This window comes from Oricola sp. (assembly GCF_022763245.1).
Lineage (GTDB): Bacteria > Pseudomonadota > Alphaproteobacteria > Rhizobiales > Rhizobiaceae > Oricola.
On the sequence record NZ_JALEGV010000032.1, the window covers coordinates 268,468 to 290,954 of the forward strand.

A 22,487-nucleotide genomic window follows, 5' to 3' on the forward strand; every position below is an offset into this window, starting at 1 on the left:
CAAGCCGGATTTGCGTCTCGCTTGCGTCCCGGCCCGAGTGCCATCGTTGCTTGTGCTTTCGCCTGCTATGATGCTTGAGGTAAGGGCGGTTTGGCCGCAGGTGCGACCGATGCTATCATTACGTTAGGTAATCTTGCGGGCGCGCGCGGGGGGAGAGGACATGTCGAACACGGACCACTTGTCGCCATATCGCTGGACCATCGTCTTCGCGTCCGCCCTGATCCTGGCCATCTCGATGGGATCCATCGTCAACGGAATGTCGGCCTTCGTCGTGCCGATGCAGGAGGCCTATGGCTGGGAGCGCGGCGACATCGCGCTGATCAATGTCGCGGGGATCGTCGGTCTCGCCGCGGGCGGCCTGATCATGGGGCCGCAGGCGGACCGGCGGGGAACCCGTCCGGTCGTCCTGTTCGGCGCGGTCGCCATCGGCGCGTGCTATCTGGCCGCATCGCTCGCCGGTGCCCTTTGGCACTTCTACGGACTGATGTTTCTCGCCGGCTTCTTCGGCGCGGCCGCGATCTTCCCGCCGATCATGGCTTCGGTCGGCAACTGGTTTCCGGTCGGGGCCGGACTGGCCATTGGCATCGCGTCGGGCGGGCAGGCGCTGGGGCAGGGCGGTGTGCCGTTCGCGTCGTCCTACCTGATCGGACAGTTCGGCATCAGCGGTGCGCTCGGGATCACCGGTGTGGTGATGCTCGTCGTGCTGGTGCCGCTTTCGCTGCTGCTGCGCCAGTCGCCGGCGATGTCCGCAAAGGGCGCCTCGGCCCAGGTCGCGCAGGAGAAGACCTATCCGCCCGCGCGGCTGGTGATCCCGGCGATGAGCCTCGCGATCCTGCTGTGCTGCACCTGCATGTCCGTCCCGCTCATGCATCTCGTGCCGCTCTGCCAGGACCGCGGCTTCGCGCTGGAGGAGGCGAGCAGCGTCATCTTCCTGATGCTGATGGTGGCGATCGCCGGCCGGGTGGCGTTCGGCAAGCTGGCCGACATCATCGGCGCGCTGCCCGCCTACATGACCGCGACGGCATGGATGGGCCTGCTCGTCTACGGCTTCATGTGGATGGACACGCTGACGGATTTCTACCTCTACGCCGCGGTCTACGGGTTCGGCTATGCCGGCGTGATGACGGGCGTTCTGGTGTCGATCGCCACGCTCATCCATCCGTCCCGCCGCGCCTCGGCCATGGCGGTCGTCAGCCTCTTCGGCTGGATCGGCCACGCCAATGGCGGCTATCTCGGCGGCTTCCTGTTCGACCTGACGGGAGAATACTCGCTCGCCTACGCCATCGCCGCCTACGCCGCCGCGATCAACCTCGTCGTGGTCGGCACGCTCTACATGAAGACGCGCGGCCCGCGGCTGCGGGCGGTCAGTGCGTGAAATTGGCCATCGCGGCGTTGTCGCGAATACACCGTGCACTTTCCCCGCGATACGGGAGGCTAGAACAAATCCGGATCGTCCAGCAGGGCTTGGCCATACGGCTCCAGAAACGGCTCGATCTCGGCTGCAATCGCGTCCCAATCGACAGTGTCGTCGCTGAACGTGCCCGACAGGTCCGCATGGCGCTCCAGAAAACGCAGTCGGTAGACTGTCGGCGGATGGCTCGCATCTACGGACAGCCGCTCCTCTTCCATGCGGGCAAAGAGCCGAGCGCGCTCGTTCGCCGGAACCGAACTCACTGCCGCGTTCAGTCCTGCCAGCAGCACGTGTCCGGCACCCTCGCGTTGGCCCGGCAGGCGAACGATGTGTGAGCGGACGAACGGGCGCAGCGCAAGTTTCGCCAACGAACGCCGTTCCGCCGCAGTCCCGGCGGCGTGTGCTGCAAGGAGGTCTGCATAATATTCGGCACGCTGCGAAAGCTGCATGTGCAAGAGCCAATGTGCCCGAAACGCAAGTGTCAGCAACCACGCTACGGCCAGCATCAGCTGTCGGGCCAGAGGCACCGCCGAATCATTGTCAAGCTGCGCAAGACCAACGAATCGTCCATCCGGAACCAACATTTCAATCCAGGCGACCAGCGTGTGCCGGGCGCCCGAGATGATCATCAAACGTGCGGGATCGCCATTCATCTCGTGCGCCAGTTCGTGAGCCAGCAGCGAGACCCGCTCTTCGGGCTCCAAGACCTGCCAAAGGGCAAGCCCAATTCCGAGGATACGACGGCGTCGCCGGCCAAAACGGCCGATGAACGCATTGTAGCAGGGATCGATGTGCAGACCGTCAATCCTGGGGGCACCCATGTTGTCGGCAAGTGCATCGACCAGGCCGAACAGCGCAGGCATGTCGCTACGGCCCAGTGGCTCTGCGCCCAGCCGATTCACGGGCGGCAGCATTCCCCAAGCCATGACCAAAAGCAGAAGACCGATGATCGCCGCGATCACCGCAAAACCGGACCAGAAGATCAGCCAGACGCCCAGCGCCGCTATCAGAGGCGGCACAGCGAGAATTGCCAGCGAAAGGGCGATGGCGATCACAGTGCTTGCGGACGGGCGAGGGCGAAGATCGCGCTCGGAGGCGGTTGCGATCCGGTCGTATTGCGCTTCCGCAACGCGCAACTTCACCCGGTCGAACCATCTATCCGCCATGACGGACTCGTTCCCTCTGCCGCTCTGTGAGAGTCGAATCACGCTGTCGACTGCGTGTCAACTTGCAGCTTTGCCGTGCAGAAGCGCTAAGACTTCCTCATTCTCCTGCATATTCAGTACAGAGGGCGGTGAATGTTCCCTCGAGGCCAGTGTTCAGTATGATCACTCCACCGGATACCAATACTGCGCCGACGTCGCGCCGCGTTCGATCACCACGAAATTGTTGGCGAAGACGCGGAACGGGGCGGACCATTCGCCGTCCGGCCATTGCACGCGAATCTGGGCGCGTTCGGCCGTGCCGGTGCCGACATGGACGAAGCCGGCCGAGCCCGAGGCGTGGCCGCCGCCGACGCGCAGTTTGCGGGTGCGGGTCTCGTTGCCGGACTTGACCGTGACGGTCGCGCCGATCGCGTCGCGGTTGACGCCGTTCTGGCGCAATTCGATCTCCAGCCAGTTGCCCATCGGCCGGGTGCCCGTCTCGGTGCGTCCGCCGGCATTGCGGAACAGGCTCACCGGCGCCTCGCGGTTGACGACGGCGAGGTCGAGCATGCCGTCCATGTTGAAGTCGGCGACAGCCGCGCCGCGGCCGCGCCGGGGCAGGGCGATGCCCGCCTTGTCGCCCGCTTCCGTGAACCCGCCTTCGGCCTTGCCAAGCAGCAGGTTGTCCGGGTCGTAGGCGGCGAAATCCTGCATCTGCTGCACATTGCCCTTGGCGATGAACAGGTCCAGCCGGCCGTCATTGTTGAAATCGGAGAATTCCGCGTGCCAGCCCGTCGATGGCTTGAGGTCTTCGCCGGTATAGGGCCGGTGGGCCGTCGCGCCATTGTCGAAGGCGATGTCGCGATAGACGGGGCGGTCGTGCTCGGCCTCGTCGTCCAGCGTCTGCAGCTTGGTGTCGCCCATCGAGGTGAGCGCATATTCGGGAAAGCCGTCGGCGTTGAGGTCGGCCTCGGCGATGCCCATGCCCCAGATCTGCACCCGCCGCCAGCCGTCGGAACGGCGATAGGGGCGCGGCGGGCGATCCGGCGAGACGCGCCACAGCTGTTCCTGGCCCTCGCGATAATATTGCCGGTCATTGGTGATCCTGAGTGCCGGTTCGCCGGAGCGGTTCCAGTCGGTGAAGAGCATGGACAGCGCGCAATAGCCGGGCGTCAGCACGTTCGGCTCCGAATAGTCCGGGCGCTCGCCGCCGGGGCCTTGCGGCCGCAGCAGAACGTTGTCGTGGCAGGTGCCCCAGGGAGATCCCGGCGCGGAGCGGTCGACATAGTTGCCGAAGGCGAGCGTCGGGAAGGGCAGATGCGGCTCGAAGGTCGCGGCGAAGGCCGTCGACCATGCGCGCCCGCCGTCGAAGGCGAAGGCGCGGTTGGCCTCGGTGAAGCTGCAATCCGGCCCGCCCTTCAGGAGGATGTTCTCGCCGACGCGCAGGACCACCAGGTCGCGGTAGCCGTCATTGTCGATGTCGAGCGGATAGAGACCCGTCACATGGTCGCGCGCGTCTTCCGGCAGGGCGTCCGGCTTCTCTGCGAATTGCAATTCGCCGCCGATCGCGCTGCGATTGACATAGAGGCTGGCCCTGGAGGTTCCGCCGGCAAAAGCGAGGTCCGGCATGCGGTCGCCATTGCAGTCGAAGGCGGCCGCTCCGCCGCCGACGAAATATTCCCACGGCCCGGTGTATTGATGGTCGATGCCGGCGGCCAGCGCCTCCTCGACCATCACGGGCACATCCATCGGCAGATCGGCGGGCCCATCCTCGGCCGTGGCCGGCGCGGTCAGGACGAGGCCGGTCAGGCAGAGTGCGAAAGACAAGCGGGTCATTGCGGGATCACCAGGGTCTTGAGGAACGCGATGAGGGCGCTGCGTTCGTCCTCGGCCAGATCGAGATAGGCGTCGCGCGAGGCCCGCGCGTCGCCGCCATGGGCGCGGATGACGCCGTCGAGCGTCGTGAAGTCGCCGCGATGGCCGTAGGGGGACGTCGAGGCCACGCCCCACAATTCGGAGGTCTGGAACTCGTTGCGCTCGACGAAACGCTGCCCGAGCAACTCGTTGCCGAGCGCGGCGACCTGCCGGTCGGTGATCACGTGGCGCTTCAGGTCGCCGAAGGTCGGGATCAGGTAGTCGCCGTCGGCATTGCGCTCCAGCGTGTCGGCCCAGTCGGTCAGGGCCAGGTCGTAGGTCACGGCGTCGGCCTCGCCGCCGCGCAGCGTCCCGGCGGCGTCGAACGGGCCGGGATCGGCGAAGGCGAGACTTTCGAGCGGCAGCGCGCGCAGGTGGCAGGCATTGCAGCCGATCGTGTCGAAATGCGCGCTGCCCCGGGCGGCGGCTTCGCGCCAGGCGGGGTCGTCCGGCGTCTCGGCGATCGGCGGCGGCAGGGTCGCCTGCCAGGCGACCAGGGCGGAAATGTCGCCTTCGGTCAGTTCGTCGGCATGGCCGTCCTCGTCGAAATCGGTCTCGCCGGTCCAGCGCGCCCCGAAACGCTCGGTCGCCTGCATGCCGTGATGCTGGTTCATCGCATTGATGGCGAACTGGCGCAGAGACGTCATCACGCCCTTCTGGCTGAACGGCCGGATGACGAGGTCTGTATCGACGCCGTCGATCTGGCGCAGGTCGAGGATGCCGTCCGGTTGGGCGGTCACCTTGCCGAAATGCACGCCCTTGGTGACGAGGTCGGCGGTCACAGCCTCGCCGGTGTCGCGGGCCTTGCGCAGCGCGTCGCGCCGGATCGCCTGCAGGTCGGCTGACATTTCGCGGGCCAGCAATTCGACGAGCCCCGCGCCCATCAGGTGGTTGGTGTTGCGCTCGTTGGAGAATTGCGGATCGACGGTGTCGAAATCGGCGTTCACGAAGCCCTCATTGACGAAGACGTTGACCGTGAAATCGCCCGCGCCGCCCGTCACCGGTTCGCGGTGGCAGCTCGAACAGGCGTTGGCGTCCATGCCGGCGATGCGCTGGAAAAGCGTGTCGGGCGGGCGCTTGCGCTTGGTGGGGATGATCGCCTGCGTCGCCATCTTGCGGCCGGCGCCGTCCAGTTCGGTGAATTTCGCTGTAAACAGCGCTTCGCCCCGGTCCACGAGCTCGGTGAGCGTGTCGCGGTCGAGCGTGCCCGACAGGGCGGACTGGTCGACATGCCGGGCAATCGCGCGTTCGGCCCAGGGCTCGTCGCCCGCCAGCGCCGGCGCGGCGAGGGCGAGCAGGACCGGCAGGGCGGAGGCGAGCCGCCTCGCGGCTTTGCGCTCAGGCCGGCTCGGCGATCCCGCCGGCGAGCTGCGCGTCGATTTCGCACAATGCGTCGATGCCACATCCTTCGAGGATGAAGGGCGTTTCATCGCGGTAGAGGTCGATCGGTACATCCTTGGCGACATGGGCATTGGACTCCTCCAGAATTTCACGCAGCGCCGGTTCCATGAACTCGAACGCTGCCGTGCCGTGGCCGACGAACGCGACGGGGAAGGGATCGACCAGGGCGAATATGCCCGCCAATCCCGCCCCGAGCGCCCGTCCTGCGGCAGCGAGCGCCTCCATGGCGAGTGGATCGCCATCGCGCGCTGCCTCGGCGATTGCCGAAATTTCGTCGGCCGTGACATGGACCATCGGCGGTGCGTCGAGCGGATCGCCGCGAAACCGTCGCATGATGGCATAGTCGCCGGCATTGGCCTCGATGCAGCCCCGCGCTCCGCAGCGGCACAGCGCGCCGCCCGGACGGTGCAGCATGTGGCCGAATTCGGTGCCCGAGGATTTGGTCCCGTTGATGATCTTGCCGCGCAGGAACAGACCCATGCCGACGCCGTGCGCCAGCAGGATGGCGGCGAAATTGTCGCTGTAGCGCGCCGGGTCGCGCCAGTTGAGCGCGCGGGCGATGAGGTCGCAGTCATTGGCGAGCCGCACCGGCGCGCCGAACGCCTCGTGCAGCCAGCGGGCGATGGGAATGTCGGTCAGCGCCGTGATCGGCGAGCGGAGCATCAGCGTGCCGGCGATGTCGGTGGCGCCCTGGACGCCGACGGACATGCGACCGAGCGTCGCGCCTTCGGGCGCGGAGGCGTCCCATGCGTCGCGGACCTCGGCGATCAGCCTCTGGCGCAGTTCCTCCATGCCGATGCAGGCGAGATCGAGCTCGATGCTGCGGCGCGAAACGACCGCGCCGGCATAGTCGACGATGGAGATGTTGACCGCGCCGATCTTCAGGATGATCAGCACCGCGTGGCGGAACGCCGGGTTGACGGAAAGATAGACGCTCGGACGCCCGCGGCCGTTGTTGGCCGGCGTGTCGCTGCCCCGCGCGATGAGCACGCCCTCGGCGATCAGGTCGTTGGAAATGGTGGACACGGTGGCCGGGCTCAATGCCGCGGACTGAGCGATCTCGCTGCGACTGATCGCTCCCTTCCGGCGTATGATCTCGATGATACGCAGGCGGTTGCGGCGGCGCATGTCGTCAGAGCGCAACACCATGCTGGTCCTTTCCCTTGGCGTGTCGCATATGGTGATCGGCGCAAAAAGATGTTGCGTTGCAGCAACTTAATCGCACTCGTTTCATGTTGACATGCAAGCCCTTTTGAGTCACGATTTTTTTTGAGGCTTGAATTAAAGCTTCATCGGCGGGCCGCGGAGGACCCGGCCCTTTGACATCTGCATTTCGATGCACCGGGAGGTTTACATGAAGAAGTTTACGAGCGCGCTCCTCGCGGGCGCGGTACTGTCCGTTGCAATGGCCGGTTCGGCCTGGGCTGACGGAAAGACGATCGGCGTTTCCTGGTCGAACTTCCAGGAAGAGCGCTGGAAAACCGATGAAGCGGCCATGAAGGGCGCCATCGAGGCTGCCGGGGACACCTACATCTCCACCGACGCGCAGTCGTCCGCCGCCAAGCAGCTCTCCGACGTGGAAAGCCTGATGGCGCAGGGCGTCGACGCGCTGATCGTGCTCGCCCAGGACACCCAGGCGATCATTCCGGCCGTGCAGGCCGCTGCCGACGAGGGCATTCCGGTCATCGCCTATGACCGCCTGATCGAAGACAGCCGCGCCTTCTACCTGACCTTCGACAATGTCGAGGTCGGCCGCATGCAGGCCCGTGCCGTTCTCGCGGCCGCGCCGAAGGGCAACTACGTCATGATCAAGGGCTCGCCCACCGATCCGAACGCCGACTTCCTTCGCGGCGGTCAGCAGGAGGTTCTGCAGTCGGCGATCGACGCCGGTGACATCACCATCGTCGGCGAGGCCTACACCGACGGCTGGCTTCCGGCCAACGCCCAGCGCAACATGGAACAGATCCTGACGGCCAACGACAACAAGGTCGACGCCGTGGTCGCTTCCAATGACGGCACCGCCGGCGGCGTCGTCGCGGCGCTGACCGCGCAGGGCATGGAAGGCATCCCGGTCTCCGGCCAGGATGGCGACCACGCGGCGCTGAACCGCGTTGCCAAGGGCACCCAGACCGTGTCCGTCTGGAAGGACGCGCGCGATCTCGGCAAGGCAGCCGGTGAAATCGCCACCGCCATGGCCGGCGGCTCGATGATGGGCGACGTGGAAGGCTCGGCCGAGTGGACCTCTCCGTCCGGCACGACCATGACCGCCAAGTTCCTGGCTCCGGTTCCGATCACCGCGGAGAACCTCGACCTCGTCGTTGACGCTGGCTGGATCTCCAAGGACGATCTCTGCCAGGGCGTCGAGGGCGGTCCGTCCCCCTGTAACTGACGGGTTCCCGCTGTTACGCATGATGCAAATCGCGTTCCCGCCGCCTGACGGCGGGGACGTTTGCTACTGATCACCCGGAAGACGGCCATGACCGACACAACCTCCGGCGAGAGCGCGCCGACCAAGTCGCGCAACCTGATCGCCGCTCTCGAACTCGATACGCGCCTGCTCGGCATGATCGGCGCGTTCATCGTGATCTGCCTCATCTTCAACGTCCTGACGGACGGGCGTTTCATGACGCCGCGCAACATCTTCAACCTGACGATCCAGACCGCCTCGGTGGCGATCATGGCGACGGGGATGGTGTTCGTGATCGTGACCCGCCACATCGACCTCTCGGTCGGCGCGCTGCTGGCGACCTGTTCGGCCATCATGGCGATGATGCAGACCGTCGTCACGCCGGACTGGCTGGGCCTGGGGCTGAACCATCCCGCCACGGCGCCGATCGCCATCGTCGTCGGCATTCTGGCGGGGCTCATCATCGGCGCCTTCCAGGGCTGGATGGTCGGCTATCTCACCATTCCCGCCTTCATCGTCACGCTGGGCGGCTACCTGGTCTGGCGAAACGTCGCCTGGCACCTGACGAAGGGCCAGACGATCGGACCGCTCGACGAGAATTTCCAGCTCTTCGGCGGCATCAACGGCACGCTGGGCGAGACCTGGAGCTGGGTGTTCGCCGCAGGCGCGATCCTCGCCTCCTTCTACGCGCTGTGGCAATCGCGCAGGGCCAAGGTGGCGCATGAGTTTCCGGTCAAGCCGGTCTGGGCCGAACTGGCTCTGGGCGCGATCATCGCCGCCGTCATCGTCGGTTTCGTCGCCATCCTCAACGCCTACGAAATCCCCGAGCGCCGCCTCGAGCGCATCTTCGAGGCGCGCGGGGAGGTGATGCCCGAGGGCCTCGTCATGGGCTACGGCATCCCGATCTCCGTGCTGCTCCTGATCGTGATCGCGATCGTCATGACGGTTGTGGCGCGGCGCACGCGGCTCGGCCGCTACATCTTCGCCACGGGCGGCAATCCGGAAGCGGCGGTGCTTGCCGGCATCAACACGCGGATGCTGACCGTCAAGGTCTTCGCCATGATGGGCGTATTGTGCGCGATCTCGGCCATCGTCGCCTCGTCGCGCCAGACCTTCCATTCCAACGACATCGGCACGCTGGACGAACTGCGCGTCATCGCCGCCGCGGTGATCGGCGGCACGGCGCTGTCCGGCGGCATGGGCACCATCTACGGCGCCATCCTCGGCGCGCTGATCATGCAGAGCCTGCAATCGGGCATGGCCATGGTCGGCGTCGACGCGCCCTACCAGAACATCGTCGTCGGCATGGTGCTTGTTCTCGCCGTCTATATCGACATCGTCTATCGCCGCCGCACCGGAGACAAAACATGACGGCCCCGCTTGTCGAAATGCGCGACATGGTCAAGTCGTTCGGCGGCATCAAGGCCGTCGACCATGTCACCATCGATCTGAACCCGGGCGAGGTCGTCGGCGTTCTCGGCCACAACGGCGCCGGCAAGTCGGTGCTGATGAAGATGCTGTCGGGCGCGCTGGAGCGCGACGAGGGCGAGATCTGGATCAATGGCGAGAAGGCCACGATCAACAATCCGCGCGACGCGCGCAATTACCAGATCGAGACCATCTACCAGTATCTGGCGCTCGCCGACAATCTGGACGCCGCCTCCAACCTTTTCCTCGGCCGCGAACTCGTGTCGCCGCTGGGCTTCGTCGACGACGCCAAGATGGAAGCGGAGACGCGCAAGATCATGGGCCGCCTCAACCCCAATTTCCGGCGTTTCCACACGCCGGTGGCGGGGCTTTCCGGCGGCCAGCGCCAGTCCGTCGCGATCGCGCGGGCGGTCTACTTCAACGCGAAGATCCTGATCATGGACGAGCCGACCGCCGCGCTCGGCGTGCAGGAGACCCGCATGGTCGCCGAACTGATCGAACAGCTGAAGTCCGAGGGAATCGGCATCCTGTTGATCGACCACGACATCCACCAGGTCAAACTGCTGTGTGACCGGGCCAATGTCATGAAGAACGGCCAACTCGTCGGCACCGTGAAGGTGGATGAAGTCTCCGAAGACGACATGCTCGGCATGATCATCGCGGGCAAATGCCCGCCGCAGGGCATCCCGGGACCGGGCGCTCTTTCCTGACGCACTGCATTCGCGCGCGGCAGGGAGTGACATCTTGCCGCGTGCCGACCATTTCTGCTCGAAAAGATTTATACAAGAATCTCATTTGCTTGCCTGCCATGGCAGTGCAAGCTTATGGTGCTGCACAAAAGAGTTGCACAAAACTTGTACAGACGGGAGAGCAGACCGGCATGTCGGCGGCGCGTAAGGATGTTCACAATTCGGATATTCCGGCGATCTGCCGGGCTTGCGAAGCCCGTCACAAAGGCGTCTGCGGCGCTCTCACGCCCGATCAGCTGACCAAGCTGAACCGATTCACCAAGCAGCACAGCTATTCGAGCGGCCACGAATTGCTGTCGGCCGGCGAGGACGTGCACCGTTATTCCAACATCCTGCGCGGCGTGGTGAAGCTGTCGAAGCTGCTCGCGGACGGCCGCCAGCAGATCGTCGGTCTGCAATTCGCCCCCGATTTCATGGGACGGCCTTTTCGCGACCAGAGCAACGTGATCGCCGACGCGGCGACGGATGTGCGGGTCTGCTCCTTCCCGAAGGCCGTGCTGGAGGATCTCGTCAAGGAATCGCCGGTGCTGGAGCATCGCCTGCACGAGCAGGCGCTGGACGAATTGGACGAGGCGCGCGAGTGGATGCTGACGCTCGGCCGCAAGTCGGCCGGCGAGAAGGTCGCCAGCTTCCTGTTCCTCATCGCCTCCCACATAGATCCGGAACTGGATGTGCATGAGGGGCCGATCGAATTCGAACTGCCGCTGAAGCGGTCCGACATCGCCGATTTTCTGGGGCTGACGATCGAGACGGTGAGCCGCCAGATCACCAAGTTGCGCAAGGCCGGCGTCATCGAGGTCATCAACAACCGCACCGTCGTCGTTCCCGATCTGGAGCGTTTGCGCTCGGCCTGCGAACTCGACCACTGACGACAGGCTGCCCGCCGTCACGCGGGCGCACCTTGCATCGCCTTCCTATACAGCCTTGGAATAGCGCACAGCGCGGTCGTCGAGATAGGCGTCGAAGAAGCTCGCGACCACGCGGGTGAAGGGACGCGCCTCGTCGCGCACGCGGAACCGGCCGTCGGCGATCTCGCACAGGCCGAAGCCGTCATTGGCAACCGCGATCTTCGCCTCGGCCACATAGGGGCGGGCGGCGTAGCCGAAACGCTGCTCCAGCGCGTCGAACGAGAACGCGAAATCGCACATCAGGCGCTCGATCATGTAGGCGCGGATGCGGTCGTCGAGCGTCAGCTGAACGCCGCGCATCGCCGACAGGCGGCCGTCCTGCACGGTCTTCTGGTACTGCGCCGTCGGCACGATGTTCTGCACATAGGCGTCGCCATAGGAACTGATCGAGGAGGCGCCGACGCCGATCAGCGTGCGGCAGTCGTCGGTCGTGTAGCCCTGGAAGTTGCGGAACAGGCGGCCTTCGCGCGCGGCGACCGCCATGGCGTCAGCGGGCTTGGCGAAATGGTCGATGCCGATGCGATCATAGCCGGCCGCGGCGATGCGGTCGGCGGCAAGCGCCGCATGATGGAACCGCTCCATCGTGCCCGGCAGGTCCTCGTCGCGAATCAGCGTCTGGTGCTTCTTCATCCACGGCACATGGGCATAGCCGAAGAGCGCGATCCGGTCGGGCGACAGCGACAGCACCTTGTCGATGGTCGACATCAGCCGGGTTTCGGTCTGCAGGGGCAGGCCGTAAAGCGCGTCGATGTTCAGCGACCGGATGCCGGTCGCACGAAGCGCCGCGATGACGTCGCGGGTCTGCTCGAAGGTTTGCGGGCGGTTGATCGCTTCCTGCACGGCGTCGGAGAAGTCCTGCACGCCGACGCTGGCGCGCGTCACGCCCAGCGCCACGAGGCCCTTGAGCGTCTCGTCCGTCACGTCGGACGGGTCGATCTCGACGCTGACCTCGGTTTGCGCGTCGATTTCGAAATTCGCGCGCAGGGCCAGCGACAGGCGTTCAAGATCCGGCTGGCGCAGCATGCTCGGAGACCCCCCACCGAGATGCAGATGCGCCAGCCGGAGTCGGCGTCCGGCGGTCTCCCGCACGGTTGCCAATTCCTGGATCAATGCGCCGACATAGGTCTCGACCGGCGCGTATTTGAGCGTGTGTTTCGTGTGACATCCGCAGAACCAGCACAGCCGGTCGCAGTAAGGGATGTGCAGATAGAGCGACACCGCTTCGCCGTCGGGCAGCCGCTGAAGGCGCGAGCGCGCGATGGCCAGCCCGTCCTGGTCCGTGAAATGCGGGGCGGTCGGGTAGCTCGTGTAGCGCGGAACGGTTCCGCGCCCGTTGGTCAGAATGGCTTCGGCGTCCATCAGTGGCGGGCCTGGTACTTGCAGAGAATCGGAACGATGTGCTCGCGTTCGAACGCGATGTGGCGACGCAGCCCCTCGAAGAAGCCGCGCAGCATGTAGGCCAGCGTCTCGGCGTTCGACGACGCCTTGTCGGTGACGAATCGAATCAGGGCGTCGGCGACCTCGTCGGCGAAGCTCTCGTCTTCCCAGTGCTCGTAGCGCAGCCGCTCAAGGCTGGACTTCAGGTTCTCGTCCAGTTTCTCGATCGTCATGAGCAGGGGAAAGAGCGTCTTTTCCTCATATTCATGCGCGTCGCGGATCATCGGGTGAATCTGCCGCGCGAGGCTCAGGCAGAGCTGGGTGTCGCCCAGTTCCGGCAGCTCGTCGGCGACTTCCTCAAGCTTGCGGCACAGGACCAGCTGGTCCTCATGATGGCCAAGCATTCGCTTGCACACGGCCTCGATATTGCCTGCCGCCAGACCCGGCAGCGGGATCACGTTGTCTTCGTTCAAGCTCTGCTGGATCATCATCATGGCGGCCCTCGCTCTCGGGTCTCAACTGGCCCGAGCATTGCCCGTCAGTCGCAGTCCGACATTGATCCAAGTCAAGGCAGTTGACTTCGAAGCGTAGCCATAACCACGATGCGAAAAGGAGGTCGGACGGCCGGGACAGCCGTCTCCGACCAAGACGCATGTCCGAAGGGGGTCTTCCCATGAACACTGGTTTTGGGGCCGTGCTGACGGGGCTGGGTGCATTCCTGGCCATACTCGGCGCGGCATTCGCTCAGGATGCGGCATTTGCGACGCATGCCTGGGTGCTGTTTGCCGTATTGGCGATCGCAACGGTTGTCCTGTTGCGCAACATGAAGTTTTCGGCGGCCGCCGGCGCGCCGGTCGATACGTCCGGCTATTTCGACAACGTGATTCGCTATGGCGCGGTCATCACGCTGTTCTGGGGCATTGTCGGGTTTCTCGTCGGGGTCGTGGTCGCCTCGCAGCTGGCCTGGCCGGAGCTCAATATCGAGCCCTGGTTCAATTTCGGCCGGATGCGCCCGCTGCACACCTCCGCGGTGATCTTCGCCTTCGGCGGCAACGCGCTGATCGCGACGTCCTTCTACGTGGTTCAGCGCACGACGCGCGCGCGCCTGTTCGGCGGCGGCCTCGCCTGGTTCGTCTTCTGGGGCTACCAGCTGTTCATCGTGATGGCGGCGACCGGCTATCTCCTCGGCATCACCGAGGGCCGCGAATATGCGGAGCCGGAATGGTATGTCGACCTGTGGCTGACGGTCGTCTGGGTCGCCTATCTGATCGTATTCATGGGCACGATCTTCAAGCGCAAGGAGCCGCATATCTATGTGGCGAACTGGTTCTACCTGGCCTTCATCGTCACGATCGCCATGCTGCACATCGTCAACAACCTGTCGATGCCGGTGTCGCTGTTCGGGGCGAAGAGCTATTCGGCCTTCTCCGGCGTGCAGGACGCGCTGACCCAGTGGTGGTACGGCCACAACGCGGTGGGCTTCTTCCTGACCGCGGGCTTCCTCGGCATGATGTACTACTTCGTGCCGAAGCAGGCCGGCCGTCCGGTCTATTCCTACCGGCTGTCGATCATCCACTTCTGGGCGCTGATCTTCCTCTACATCTGGGCCGGTCCGCACCACCTGCACTACACGGCTCTGCCCGACTGGGCGCAGACGCTCGGCATGGTGTTCTCGATCATGCTGTGGATGCCGTCCTGGGGCGGCATGATCAACGGCCTGATGACGCTGTCGGGCGCGTGGGACAAGCTGCGCACCGATCCGATCCTGCGCATGCTGGTGATCTCGGTCGCCTTCTACGGCATGTCGACCTTCGAGGGTCCGATGATGTCGATCAAGGCGGTCAACTCGCTCAGCCACTACACCGACTGGACGATCGGCCACGTTCACTCCGGCGCTCTCGGCTGGGTCGGCATGATCTCGTTCGGCGCGATCTACTACCTGACGCCGAAGCTGTGGCACCGCCAGCGGCTCTACAGCCTGCGCCTGGTCAACTGGCACTTCTGGCTCGCGACGCTGGGCATCGTTGTCTACGCCGCCGTCATGTGGGTGTCGGGCATCATGCAGGGCCTGATGTGGCGCGAGTATGATGACCAGGGTTATCTGGTCTACTCCTTCGCCGAGTCGATCGCGGCCATGCATCCCTACTACGTGCTGCGCATGGTCGGCGGGCTCCTGTATCTCGCAGGCGCTCTGGTGATGGCCTTCAACATCTACAAGACGATCCGTGGCGACATCCGCGAGGAAGTTCCCATGGGTGCCGAAGCCCCGGCGCTGGCGCCGGCGGAATAAGGAGCTGACCAATGGCTTTGATTGATAAACACGAGATACTCGAAAAGAACGTCTCGCTGCTGTTCGTCGCCTCCTTCGCGGTGGTGACGATCGGCGGGATCGTGGAAATCGCCCCGCTGTTCTATCTGGAGAACACGATCGAGAAGGTGGAGGGGATGCGTCCCTATTCGCCTCTGGAGCTGGCCGGCCGGAACATCTATGTGCGCGAGGGCTGCTACCTCTGCCACAGCCAGATGATCCGCCCGTTCCGCGACGAGGTCGAGCGCTACGGACATTACAGCCTGGCCGCGGAATCGATGTTCGACCATCCGTTCCAGTGGGGCTCCAAGCGGACCGGGCCGGACCTGGCCCGTGTCGGCGGACGCTATTCCAACGAGTGGCATGTCGAGCACCTGATCCACCCGCAGTCGGTGGTGCCGGAATCCGTCATGCCCTCCTACGAGTTCCTCGCCAACACGGAGCTCAAGATCGAGAACGTCTCCGGCCACCTGATCGCCAACCGGCGCGTCGGGGTCCCGTATTCGGACGAGATGGTGGAGAACGCCGAGGCCGACCTGATGGCCCAGGCCGATCCCGAAGCGGATTGGTCCGGCGTCGAGGAACGCTATCCCAAGGCGGTGCTCGGCGATTTCGACGGCGATCCGGCGAAGCTGACGGAGATGGACGCGCTGGTCGCCTATCTCCAGATGCTCGGCACGCTGGTCGATTTCTCGGTCTACGAGCCTGAACAGAACTACCGGTAAGGGGACGCATGATGGAACTCGACTATCACAACATGCGCGCCTTCGCGGACAGCTGGGGTCTGGCCTTCATGTTCGCGGTCTTCCTGGCCGTGATCGTGTGGACCCTGCGGCCCGGCGGCAAGAAATCCAGTGACGATGCGGCCCGCATCCCCTTCAAGGAGGACTGATCCATGGCCGACAAGAACGAAATCGATGAAGTCTCCGGCGTCGAGACCACGGGTCACGAATGGGACGGCATCAAGGAACTGAACAATCCGCTGCCGCGCTGGTGGCTGTGGACCTTCTACGCGACGATCATCTGGACGATCGGCTACACGATCCTGTACCCGGCCTGGCCGGGCATCACGGGGGCGACGGCCGGCGTGCTCGGCTGGTCGAGCCGCGCAGAACTGCAGCAGGACATCGAAGCGGCGAAGGCCGACCAGGCCGTCTTTCTGGACAAGCTGGCGGCCACCGACGTGACCGAGATCAGCGCGGATGCCGATCTCGTGCAGTTCGCGACGGCGGGCGGCGCATCGACCTTCAAGGTCTATTGCGAGCAGTGCCACGGTTCCGGCGCGCAGGGCGGTCCGGGCTACCCGAACCTCAATGACGACGCCTGGATCTGGGGCGGCACGATCGAGGACATCTACACCACGCTGATGCATGGTGCGCGCTACGAGGCCGACGAGGACACCCGCATCTCCGACATGCCGGCCTTCGGTCGCGACGAACTGCTCGAGCGCGGCGACATCGTCGATGTCGCCTGGTACGTGCGCAAGCTCTCGGGCCAGGAGTTCGAGGAAGCCAATGCCGAGCGCGGCGCGGTGATCTTCGAGGAAAACTGCGGCTTCTGCCACGGCGAGCAGGGCGAGGGCATGGCCGAGGTCGGCGCGCCGAACCTCTCGGACGCGATCTGGCTCTATGGTGGCACCCATGCCGACATCGTCGCGCAGGTCACCAACCCGCGTCAGGGCGTGATGCCGGCCTGGGGCGACCGTCTGGGCGAGGCCACCGTCAAGCAACTGGCCGTCTATGTCCACGGCCTCGGCGGCGGTCAGTAAGACTGCAGCCTCCCGAAAAAGGGGAGCCTTCACCATCGAGCGGCGCCTTCGGGCGCCGCTTTTGTTTGTGGTATGGCCGTCCGAGGCCGCCACTGTTGATCGCACGCAGTGGCCGGCCGACAGGTCCCCGCGGCTCCGATCCGGTTTCGAAGTCGAACGCAACTGCATGAAAAACGGATGGTTTCCATGGTCGTGCACATCCTCGCTCCGGACGATCACGTCTTCAGCCTCAACCGGGTCAGCGCGCGCATGGGATTTCTCACCAAGGGCGCGGAGGTCAACATGTTCGAACCGGACGCGTTCGACGGCCTCGACCTGAACGGTGACGACATCGTCGTTGGCGGCGTCGGTTTCGCGCAGCGGGGCATGCAGCGGATGGGGCTGCCGGTTCCCGAAATCGAGAGTATTCCGGCGTCGCTCCAGGCCTTTGCCGGACGCCGCATCTGGCGCTCGACGATGGCGGAACTGCGATCGCGCGTGGAACATGGCGACGCGGTATTCGCCAAGCCGCGACCGGATCGGCTGAAGGCCTTCAACGGACGGCTCTTTTCGGTTTTTCGCGATCTCGTGCCGACCGCGCATATCGCAGACGACGAACCCGTCGATTGCGCCGAGCCCATCGATCTCGTGTCGGAATTCCGTTGTTTCGTTCTGCGTGGCGATCCGCTCGATGTGAGGCCTTACAAGGGTGATTCCCTGGTGTTCCCCGATCCCGCCCTCATCCGTGAGGCCGTCGCGGCCTATGAGGACGCGCCGATGGGCTACGCCGCCGATTTCGGCGTGACACGGGACGGCCGCACGGTCGTGGTCGAGGTCAATGACGGCTATGCGGTCGGCGCCTACGGCCTGGCGCCGCTCTATTACGCCGAACTGATCACGGCGCGATGGGACGAGATCAGGGCGTCGGCCCGCGGCTGACGTCTCCGGCGCCCGGCAGTCATCGGCCAGTCGGTTGCGACGAAAAGCTGCAGGGCATATGCATTTTTTAGAAGGCTTCTCATGTGTTCTTGACGCAGGTCAAGGCAATGACGCTTCGCGGGGCGGCATGGTCTGGCGAAAATCCGGAACAGAAGCATGAATGATCAATCTGTCGCATCGCAGGTCACGGACAAGGGCGCCGAGGTCGAGCCGCTCGACGTCACGGCCGTCAACGTAGGCGCCAAGCAGAAGGCCCAGCCGCTCTACGCGGCGCGTGAGCCGATCTTCGCGAAGCGGGCGGAAGGCAACTTCCGGCGGCTGAAATGGATCATCATGGCGATCACGCTGGGCATCTACTACGTCACGCCCTGGCTTCGCTGGGACCGCGGCGCGCATGCGCCGGACCAGGCGGTGCTGATCGACATGGCCAATCGCCGCTTCTATTTCTTCTTCATCGAAATTTGGCCGCAGGAATTCTTCTATGTCGCCGGCCTTCTGGTGATGGCCGGCGTCGGGCTGTTCCTGGTCACCTCGGTCGTCGGGCGCGCCTGGTGCGGCTACACCTGTCCGCAGACGGTGTGGACGGACCTGTTCATCGCCGTCGAACGCTTCTGGCAGGGCGACCGCAACGCGCGGATGCGGCTTGCGAAGGCGCCGTGGAGCTTCGACAAGCTGCGCAAGATGGTGGCCACGCACGCCACCTTCATCGCCATCTCGGTGGCGACGGGCGGCGCGTGGATCTTCTATTTTGCCGACGCGCCGACGCTTCTGGGCGATTTCTTCACCTTCCAGGCGCCGATCGCCGCCTATACCAGCGTCGCGGTGCTGACGGCGACGACCTATGTCTTCGGCGGGCTGATGCGCGAGCAGGTCTGCATCTACATGTGCCCGTGGCCGCGCATCCAGGCGGCGATGCTGGACGAGGATTCGCTCGTCGTCACCTACAATGAATGGCGCGGCGAGCCGCGTTCGCGTCACGCCAAGAAGGCGGCGGCAGAGGGCAAGGCCGTCGGCGATTGCGTCGATTGTAACGCCTGCGTGGCTGTCTGCCCGATGGGCATCGACATCCGCGACGGCCAGCAGCTCGAATGCATCACCTGCGCGCTGTGCATCGACGCCTGCGATTCCGTCATGGACAAGGTCGGCAAGGAACGCGGGCTGATCTCCTACGCGACCCTGCGCGAATACAACCACAACATGGCCGTGGCGAAGGATCCGCAGACCGGCGTGATCGAGCCGTCGCGGGTGCGCGACAGCGACGGGAATTTCGTCGACACCGTCAAGCACTTCAACTGGAAGATCATCTTCCGCATCCGCTCGCTCATCTATATGGGCGCGTGGGCGATGATCGGCCTCGTGATGCTCTATGCGCTGCTCAGCCGCGACCGGCTGGAGGTCAATGTGCAGCATGACCGCAACCCGGTCTTCGTGACGCTGTCCGACGGCTCCATCCGCAACGGCTACACCGTCAAGCTCCTGAACATGATCCCCGAGCCGCGCGTCATCTTCCTGTCGCTGGAAGGGCTTCCGGGCGCGACGATGAGCATCAACGGGCTCGACCAGCCCGACGGGACGAGCTTCGCCATTCCGGTGGAACCGGATAAGCTGCGGTCGCTGCGAGTCTTCGTGTCGCAGCCGCGCCAGTTCACCGAGGACGGTGCGACCAACTTCAACTTCATCGCCGAGGACAAGCAGTCCTTCGAGGCGGACACCTACAACGCAGTCTTCGAGGCGCCCGACAAATGACGACGCGAGACATGACGACGATCGAACGGGTTCTCGGTCTGAAGCAGTTCACCGGCTGGCACATGCTGGGCGTGCTGGTGCTGTTCTTCGGCACGATCATCGGGGTCAATCTCACGATGGCCTATTTCGCCACGTCGAGCTGGACCGGGCTGGTGGTGAAGAACTCCTATGTGGAGAGCCAGCGCTTCAACACGGTGACGGCGGAAAAGCGCCGCCAGGCGGAACTGGGCTGGTCGGCCGACCTGACGCATGAGAAGGGCGTCTTCGCCGTCGATCTGACCGACAAGGACGGCAACTACATCCGCGACGCCATCGTGCTGGCGAAGATCGGCCACCCCGTCCAGGAGCGCGACGACCAGACCGTCACGCTCAATGCCGAGCGCGGCGGCCGTTACGCCGCCGATGTCGACCTGCGGCCGGGCCTCTGGGATGTCGATCTGACCGTGACCGGGCCGAAGGGCGAGATCTGGACCCATTCGATCCGGTTCCTCGTCAAGGGATAGCGTCATGTCCAGTTGCTGCGGCGGAGATCTCGGCGTCGACAATGCGGTCCGCCGGACCGGTGTCGGCGATTTCGCGCGGGTCGAGGAATTGCTGCGCGCCGGCCACCCGGAAGGCGACGGCACGGTGCGCTACGTGCTTTCCGTGCCCGACATCCATTGCGGCGCCTGCATCTCGGCCATCGAACGTGGCCTGAACGGGCTTGAAGGCATCGTCTCGGCGCGGGTCAATCTCTCGCTGAAGCGCCTGACCGTCATCCTCGACGGCGCGGACCGGTCGCCCGATTTCGTGCTTTCGACGCTCGACCGGCTCGGCTACCCGGCAGCGCCCGTCGATCTGGGCGACCTCGGCAATGTCGAGCAGAAGCGCAAGTCGGACCGCCTGTTGAAGTCGCTTGCCGTCGCCGGTTTTGCCGCCGGCAACATCATGCTGCTGTCCGTGTCTGTCTGGTCGGGGGCCTCGGGCGCGACACGCGACCTGTTCCACCTGATCTCCGGCCTGATCGCCATTCCTGTGGTCGCCTATTCGGGCCAGGTGTTCTTCCAGTCGGCCTTCCAGGCGCTGCGCGCTCGCCGCCTCAACATGGACGTGCCGATTTCGCTTGCCGTGATCCTGGCGCTCGGCATGAGCCTCTATGAAAGCCTGACCGGTGGAGCGGAAGCCTATTTCGACGCTGCCGTGACGCTGCTCTTCTTCCTCCTGATCGGCCGCTATCTCGACGAACTGATGCGCGATCACGCGCGCAGCGCCGTCCTCGGCCTTGCCAAGATGACGGCGCGGGGCGGCACGGTGATCGACGCCGCCGGCAACACGGCCTATGTGCCGGTCGACGAGATCGAGCCGGGCATGGTGCTGCGCGTCGCGCCGGGCGAGCGCATTCCCGCCGACGGGCGGATCGTCAAAGGCGCGTCCGATCTCGACCGTTCGCTGGTCACCGGCGAGAGCGCGCCGGTCTCGGTCGCGGTCAACACCGAGGTGGAGGCGGGCACGCTCAACCTCACCGGGCCGATCGACCTGTCGGTCACGCGCAAGGCGGACGAATCCTTCATCGCCGAAGTCATGCAGATGATGGAAGCCGCCGAGAACGGGCGCGGACGCTATGTGCGCATCGCCGACCGGGCCGCGCAGATCTACGCGCCCGCCGTGCATCTCCTGGCGCTGTTCGCCTTTCTCGGCTGGATGATCGCCACCAGGGGCGACTGGCACGCTTCGCTCTACACGGCGATCTCCGTCCTGATCATCACCTGTCCCTGCGCGCTCGGGCTGGCCGTGCCCGTGGTGCATGTCATCGGCGCGGCACGGCTCTTCGGGCAGGGCATCCTGATGAAGGACGGCTCCGCGCTGGAGCGGCTGGCCGAGGCCGACACGGCCGTCTTCGACAAGACCGGCACGCTGACCACCGGCACGCCGCGCATCGCCGACGCGTCCATTTCCGGCCGGGACGCACCGGCCGCCAAGGCGCTGGCGCGTCACTCGATCCATCCCGCCTCGCGCGCGATCGCGGCCTATCTCGGCGACGCGCCCGAAGCGCTGCCGGAGGACATTCGCGAAGTGCCTGGCTTCGGCGTCGAGGGGACGCTGGATGGCGTCCGCGTGCGCCTCGGCCGCGCCGACTGGGTGGCGGAGATCGCAAGCGGGCCGATCGCGGGGCAGGGCCTTGCCTTTGCCCGCGAAGGCGGCGCCGCGGCAGCCTTCACGCTCAGCGAGGCCCTGCGTCCGGACGCGACAGAAGCCGTTCAGGCGCTGGCCGGCCAGGGCATGGGCGTCGAACTACTGTCCGGCGACGGCGCCGCGGCAGTCGAGGGGATCGCGCGACGCACCCGCATCGACATCTTCCGCGCGAGCGTCACGCCGGCCGGAAAGATAGCGCGAATCAAGGCGTTGCAGAGCGACGACCATCGCGTCCTGATGGTCGGCGACGGCCTCAACGACGCCCCGGCGCTCGCCGCCGGCCACGTATCAATGGCACCATCGACAGCCTCCGACATAGGCCGCATGGCCGCCGACTTCGTCTTCACCCGCGACACCTTGACGTCGGTGCCGTTCGCCCGTGACATCGCGGTCAAGGCGGGCCGGCTGGTGCGGCAGAACTTCGGTCTCGCCATCATTTACAACATCATCGCGGTGCCGCTCGCCGTCGCCGGCTTCGTCACGCCGCTGATCGCGGCGCTCGCCATGTCCGGCTCTTCCATCGTGGTCGTTACCAACTCGATGCGCCTGGCCCGCGGCGGGAAGCTGCTGCCGGGCTTCAAGCGCAAGCGCAAGACGGCCGAAGAGGAGAGGGAGGCGCTGGCATGAATGTCCTGATCTATCTCATCCCCATCGCTCTGGCGCTCGGCGCCCTCGGCCTGGGCGCCTTTCTCTGGTCGATGCGCAGCGGTCAGTACCAGGATCTCGACGGTGCGGCGGAACGAATCCTCGACGAGGAAGGCGACGAAAAACCGCTTTGACGCCGGCCGGGCGCGCGAACTTCTTCTTGCTTCATCTGTAGATGGCAGAAATTGAC

General features: G+C 65.2%; 20 protein-coding genes. 14 read left to right on the top strand and 6 right to left on the bottom strand.

What is annotated here, in order from left to right:
* Positions 1-160: 160 nt before the first annotated feature.
* A complete protein-coding gene (locus MRY80_RS15065; RefSeq protein WP_293291856.1) occupies positions 161-1,375 on the top strand; it encodes an MFS transporter in 1,215 nt (404 codons plus the stop codon).
* A 59-nt stretch (positions 1,376-1,434) separates the two neighbouring features.
* On the opposite strand, the gene MRY80_RS15070 is transcribed toward MRY80_RS15065, so the two are convergent.
* The 4 genes from MRY80_RS15070 to MRY80_RS15085 form a co-directional block, all read right to left on the bottom strand.
* Positions 1,435-2,577 (bottom strand): M48 family metalloprotease, encoded by a 1,143-nt coding sequence (locus tag MRY80_RS15070; protein WP_293291857.1) that lies wholly within the window; start codon positions 2,575-2,577, stop codon positions 1,435-1,437.
* Positions 2,578-2,739: 162 nt separating this feature from the next.
* On the bottom strand, positions 2,740-4,392 hold the full coding sequence (locus tag MRY80_RS15075) for a CRTAC1 family protein (protein ID WP_293291858.1): 1,653 nt from the start codon (positions 4,390-4,392) through the stop codon (positions 2,740-2,742).
* Positions 4,389-5,873: a di-heme oxidoredictase family protein gene (locus MRY80_RS15080; RefSeq protein ID WP_293291859.1), complete on the bottom strand. Its 1,485-nt coding sequence runs from the start codon at positions 5,871-5,873 to the stop codon at positions 4,389-4,391. The genes MRY80_RS15075 and MRY80_RS15080 overlap by 4 nt, the downstream gene beginning before the upstream one ends.
* Positions 5,809-7,020: an ROK family protein gene (locus MRY80_RS15085; protein ID WP_293291860.1), complete on the bottom strand. Its 1,212-nt coding sequence runs from the start codon at positions 7,018-7,020 to the stop codon at positions 5,809-5,811. The genes MRY80_RS15080 and MRY80_RS15085 overlap by 65 nt, the downstream gene beginning before the upstream one ends.
* A gap of 205 nt (positions 7,021-7,225) precedes the next feature.
* Here MRY80_RS15085 and xylF point away from each other — a divergent pair, with 205 nt between their 5' ends.
* The 4 genes from xylF (at position 7,226) to MRY80_RS15105 (ending at position 11,324) form a co-directional block, all read left to right on the top strand.
* Entirely contained in the window at positions 7,226-8,260 is a 1,035-nt protein-coding gene (gene xylF, locus MRY80_RS15090; protein ID WP_293291861.1) for a D-xylose ABC transporter substrate-binding protein, read from the top strand.
* Between the two features lie 87 nt (positions 8,261-8,347).
* Positions 8,348-9,649, top strand: a complete 1,302-nt coding sequence (locus MRY80_RS15095) for a sugar ABC transporter permease (RefSeq protein WP_293291862.1) — start codon at positions 8,348-8,350, stop codon at positions 9,647-9,649.
* Positions 9,646-10,416 carry an ATP-binding cassette domain-containing protein gene (locus tag MRY80_RS15100; RefSeq protein ID WP_293291863.1) on the top strand — a complete coding sequence of 257 codons (771 nt, stop codon included), beginning with the start codon at positions 9,646-9,648 and terminating at the stop codon, positions 10,414-10,416. The genes MRY80_RS15095 and MRY80_RS15100 overlap by 4 nt, the downstream gene beginning before the upstream one ends.
* Before the next feature lie 170 nt (positions 10,417-10,586).
* Positions 10,587-11,324 carry a helix-turn-helix domain-containing protein gene (locus tag MRY80_RS15105; protein ID WP_293291864.1) on the top strand — a complete coding sequence of 246 codons (738 nt, stop codon included), beginning with the start codon at positions 10,587-10,589 and terminating at the stop codon, positions 11,322-11,324.
* 45 nt (positions 11,325-11,369) lie between these two features.
* On the opposite strand, the gene hemN is transcribed toward MRY80_RS15105, so the two are convergent.
* Positions 11,370-12,722, bottom strand: a complete 1,353-nt coding sequence (gene hemN, locus MRY80_RS15110; RefSeq protein ID WP_293291865.1) for an oxygen-independent coproporphyrinogen III oxidase — start codon at positions 12,720-12,722, stop codon at positions 11,370-11,372.
* Positions 12,722-13,234 carry a hemerythrin domain-containing protein gene (locus MRY80_RS15115; protein WP_293291866.1) on the bottom strand — a complete coding sequence of 171 codons (513 nt, stop codon included), beginning with the start codon at positions 13,232-13,234 and terminating at the stop codon, positions 12,722-12,724. Before MRY80_RS15115 ends, hemN begins: the two co-directional genes overlap by 1 nt.
* A gap of 179 nt (positions 13,235-13,413) precedes the next feature.
* Between MRY80_RS15115 and ccoN the strand changes: the two genes are divergently transcribed.
* The 9 genes from ccoN (at position 13,414) to ccoS (ending at position 22,431) form a co-directional block, all read left to right on the top strand.
* The gene (ccoN, locus tag MRY80_RS15120; protein WP_293291867.1) at positions 13,414-15,030 is read left to right on the top strand and encodes a cytochrome-c oxidase, cbb3-type subunit I; all 1,617 of its coding nucleotides are present in this window, start codon (positions 13,414-13,416) and stop codon (positions 15,028-15,030) included.
* Positions 15,031-15,041: 11 nt separating this feature from the next.
* Positions 15,042-15,773, top strand: a complete 732-nt coding sequence (gene ccoO / locus MRY80_RS15125; protein WP_293291868.1) for a cytochrome-c oxidase, cbb3-type subunit II — start codon at positions 15,042-15,044, stop codon at positions 15,771-15,773.
* Positions 15,774-15,784: 11 nt separating this feature from the next.
* Positions 15,785-15,940 (top strand): cbb3-type cytochrome c oxidase subunit 3, encoded by a 156-nt coding sequence (locus MRY80_RS15130; RefSeq protein ID WP_293291869.1) that lies wholly within the window; start codon positions 15,785-15,787, stop codon positions 15,938-15,940.
* A gap of 3 nt (positions 15,941-15,943) precedes the next feature.
* Complete coding sequence (gene ccoP / locus MRY80_RS15135) at positions 15,944-16,816, top strand: cytochrome-c oxidase, cbb3-type subunit III (RefSeq protein WP_293291870.1); 873 nt, start codon at positions 15,944-15,946, stop codon at positions 16,814-16,816.
* A 186-nt stretch (positions 16,817-17,002) separates the two neighbouring features.
* On the top strand, positions 17,003-17,734 hold the full coding sequence (locus MRY80_RS15140) for an ATP-grasp domain-containing protein (protein ID WP_293291871.1): 732 nt from the start codon (positions 17,003-17,005) through the stop codon (positions 17,732-17,734).
* A 156-nt stretch (positions 17,735-17,890) separates the two neighbouring features.
* The gene (gene ccoG, locus MRY80_RS15145) at positions 17,891-19,480 is read left to right on the top strand and encodes a cytochrome c oxidase accessory protein CcoG (RefSeq protein WP_293291872.1); all 1,590 of its coding nucleotides are present in this window, start codon (positions 17,891-17,893) and stop codon (positions 19,478-19,480) included.
* An 11-nt stretch (positions 19,481-19,491) separates the two neighbouring features.
* Positions 19,492-19,983: a FixH family protein gene (locus tag MRY80_RS15150; protein ID WP_346433403.1), complete on the top strand. Its 492-nt coding sequence runs from the start codon at positions 19,492-19,494 to the stop codon at positions 19,981-19,983.
* A 4-nt stretch (positions 19,984-19,987) separates the two neighbouring features.
* Positions 19,988-22,279, top strand: coding sequence for a heavy metal translocating P-type ATPase (locus tag MRY80_RS15155; RefSeq protein WP_293291873.1), 2,292 nt, complete (start codon positions 19,988-19,990; stop codon positions 22,277-22,279).
* The gene (gene ccoS, locus MRY80_RS15160) at positions 22,276-22,431 is read left to right on the top strand and encodes a cbb3-type cytochrome oxidase assembly protein CcoS (RefSeq protein WP_293291874.1); all 156 of its coding nucleotides are present in this window, start codon (positions 22,276-22,278) and stop codon (positions 22,429-22,431) included. The genes MRY80_RS15155 and ccoS overlap by 4 nt, the downstream gene beginning before the upstream one ends.
* The last annotated feature ends 56 nt before the right edge of the window (positions 22,432-22,487 follow it).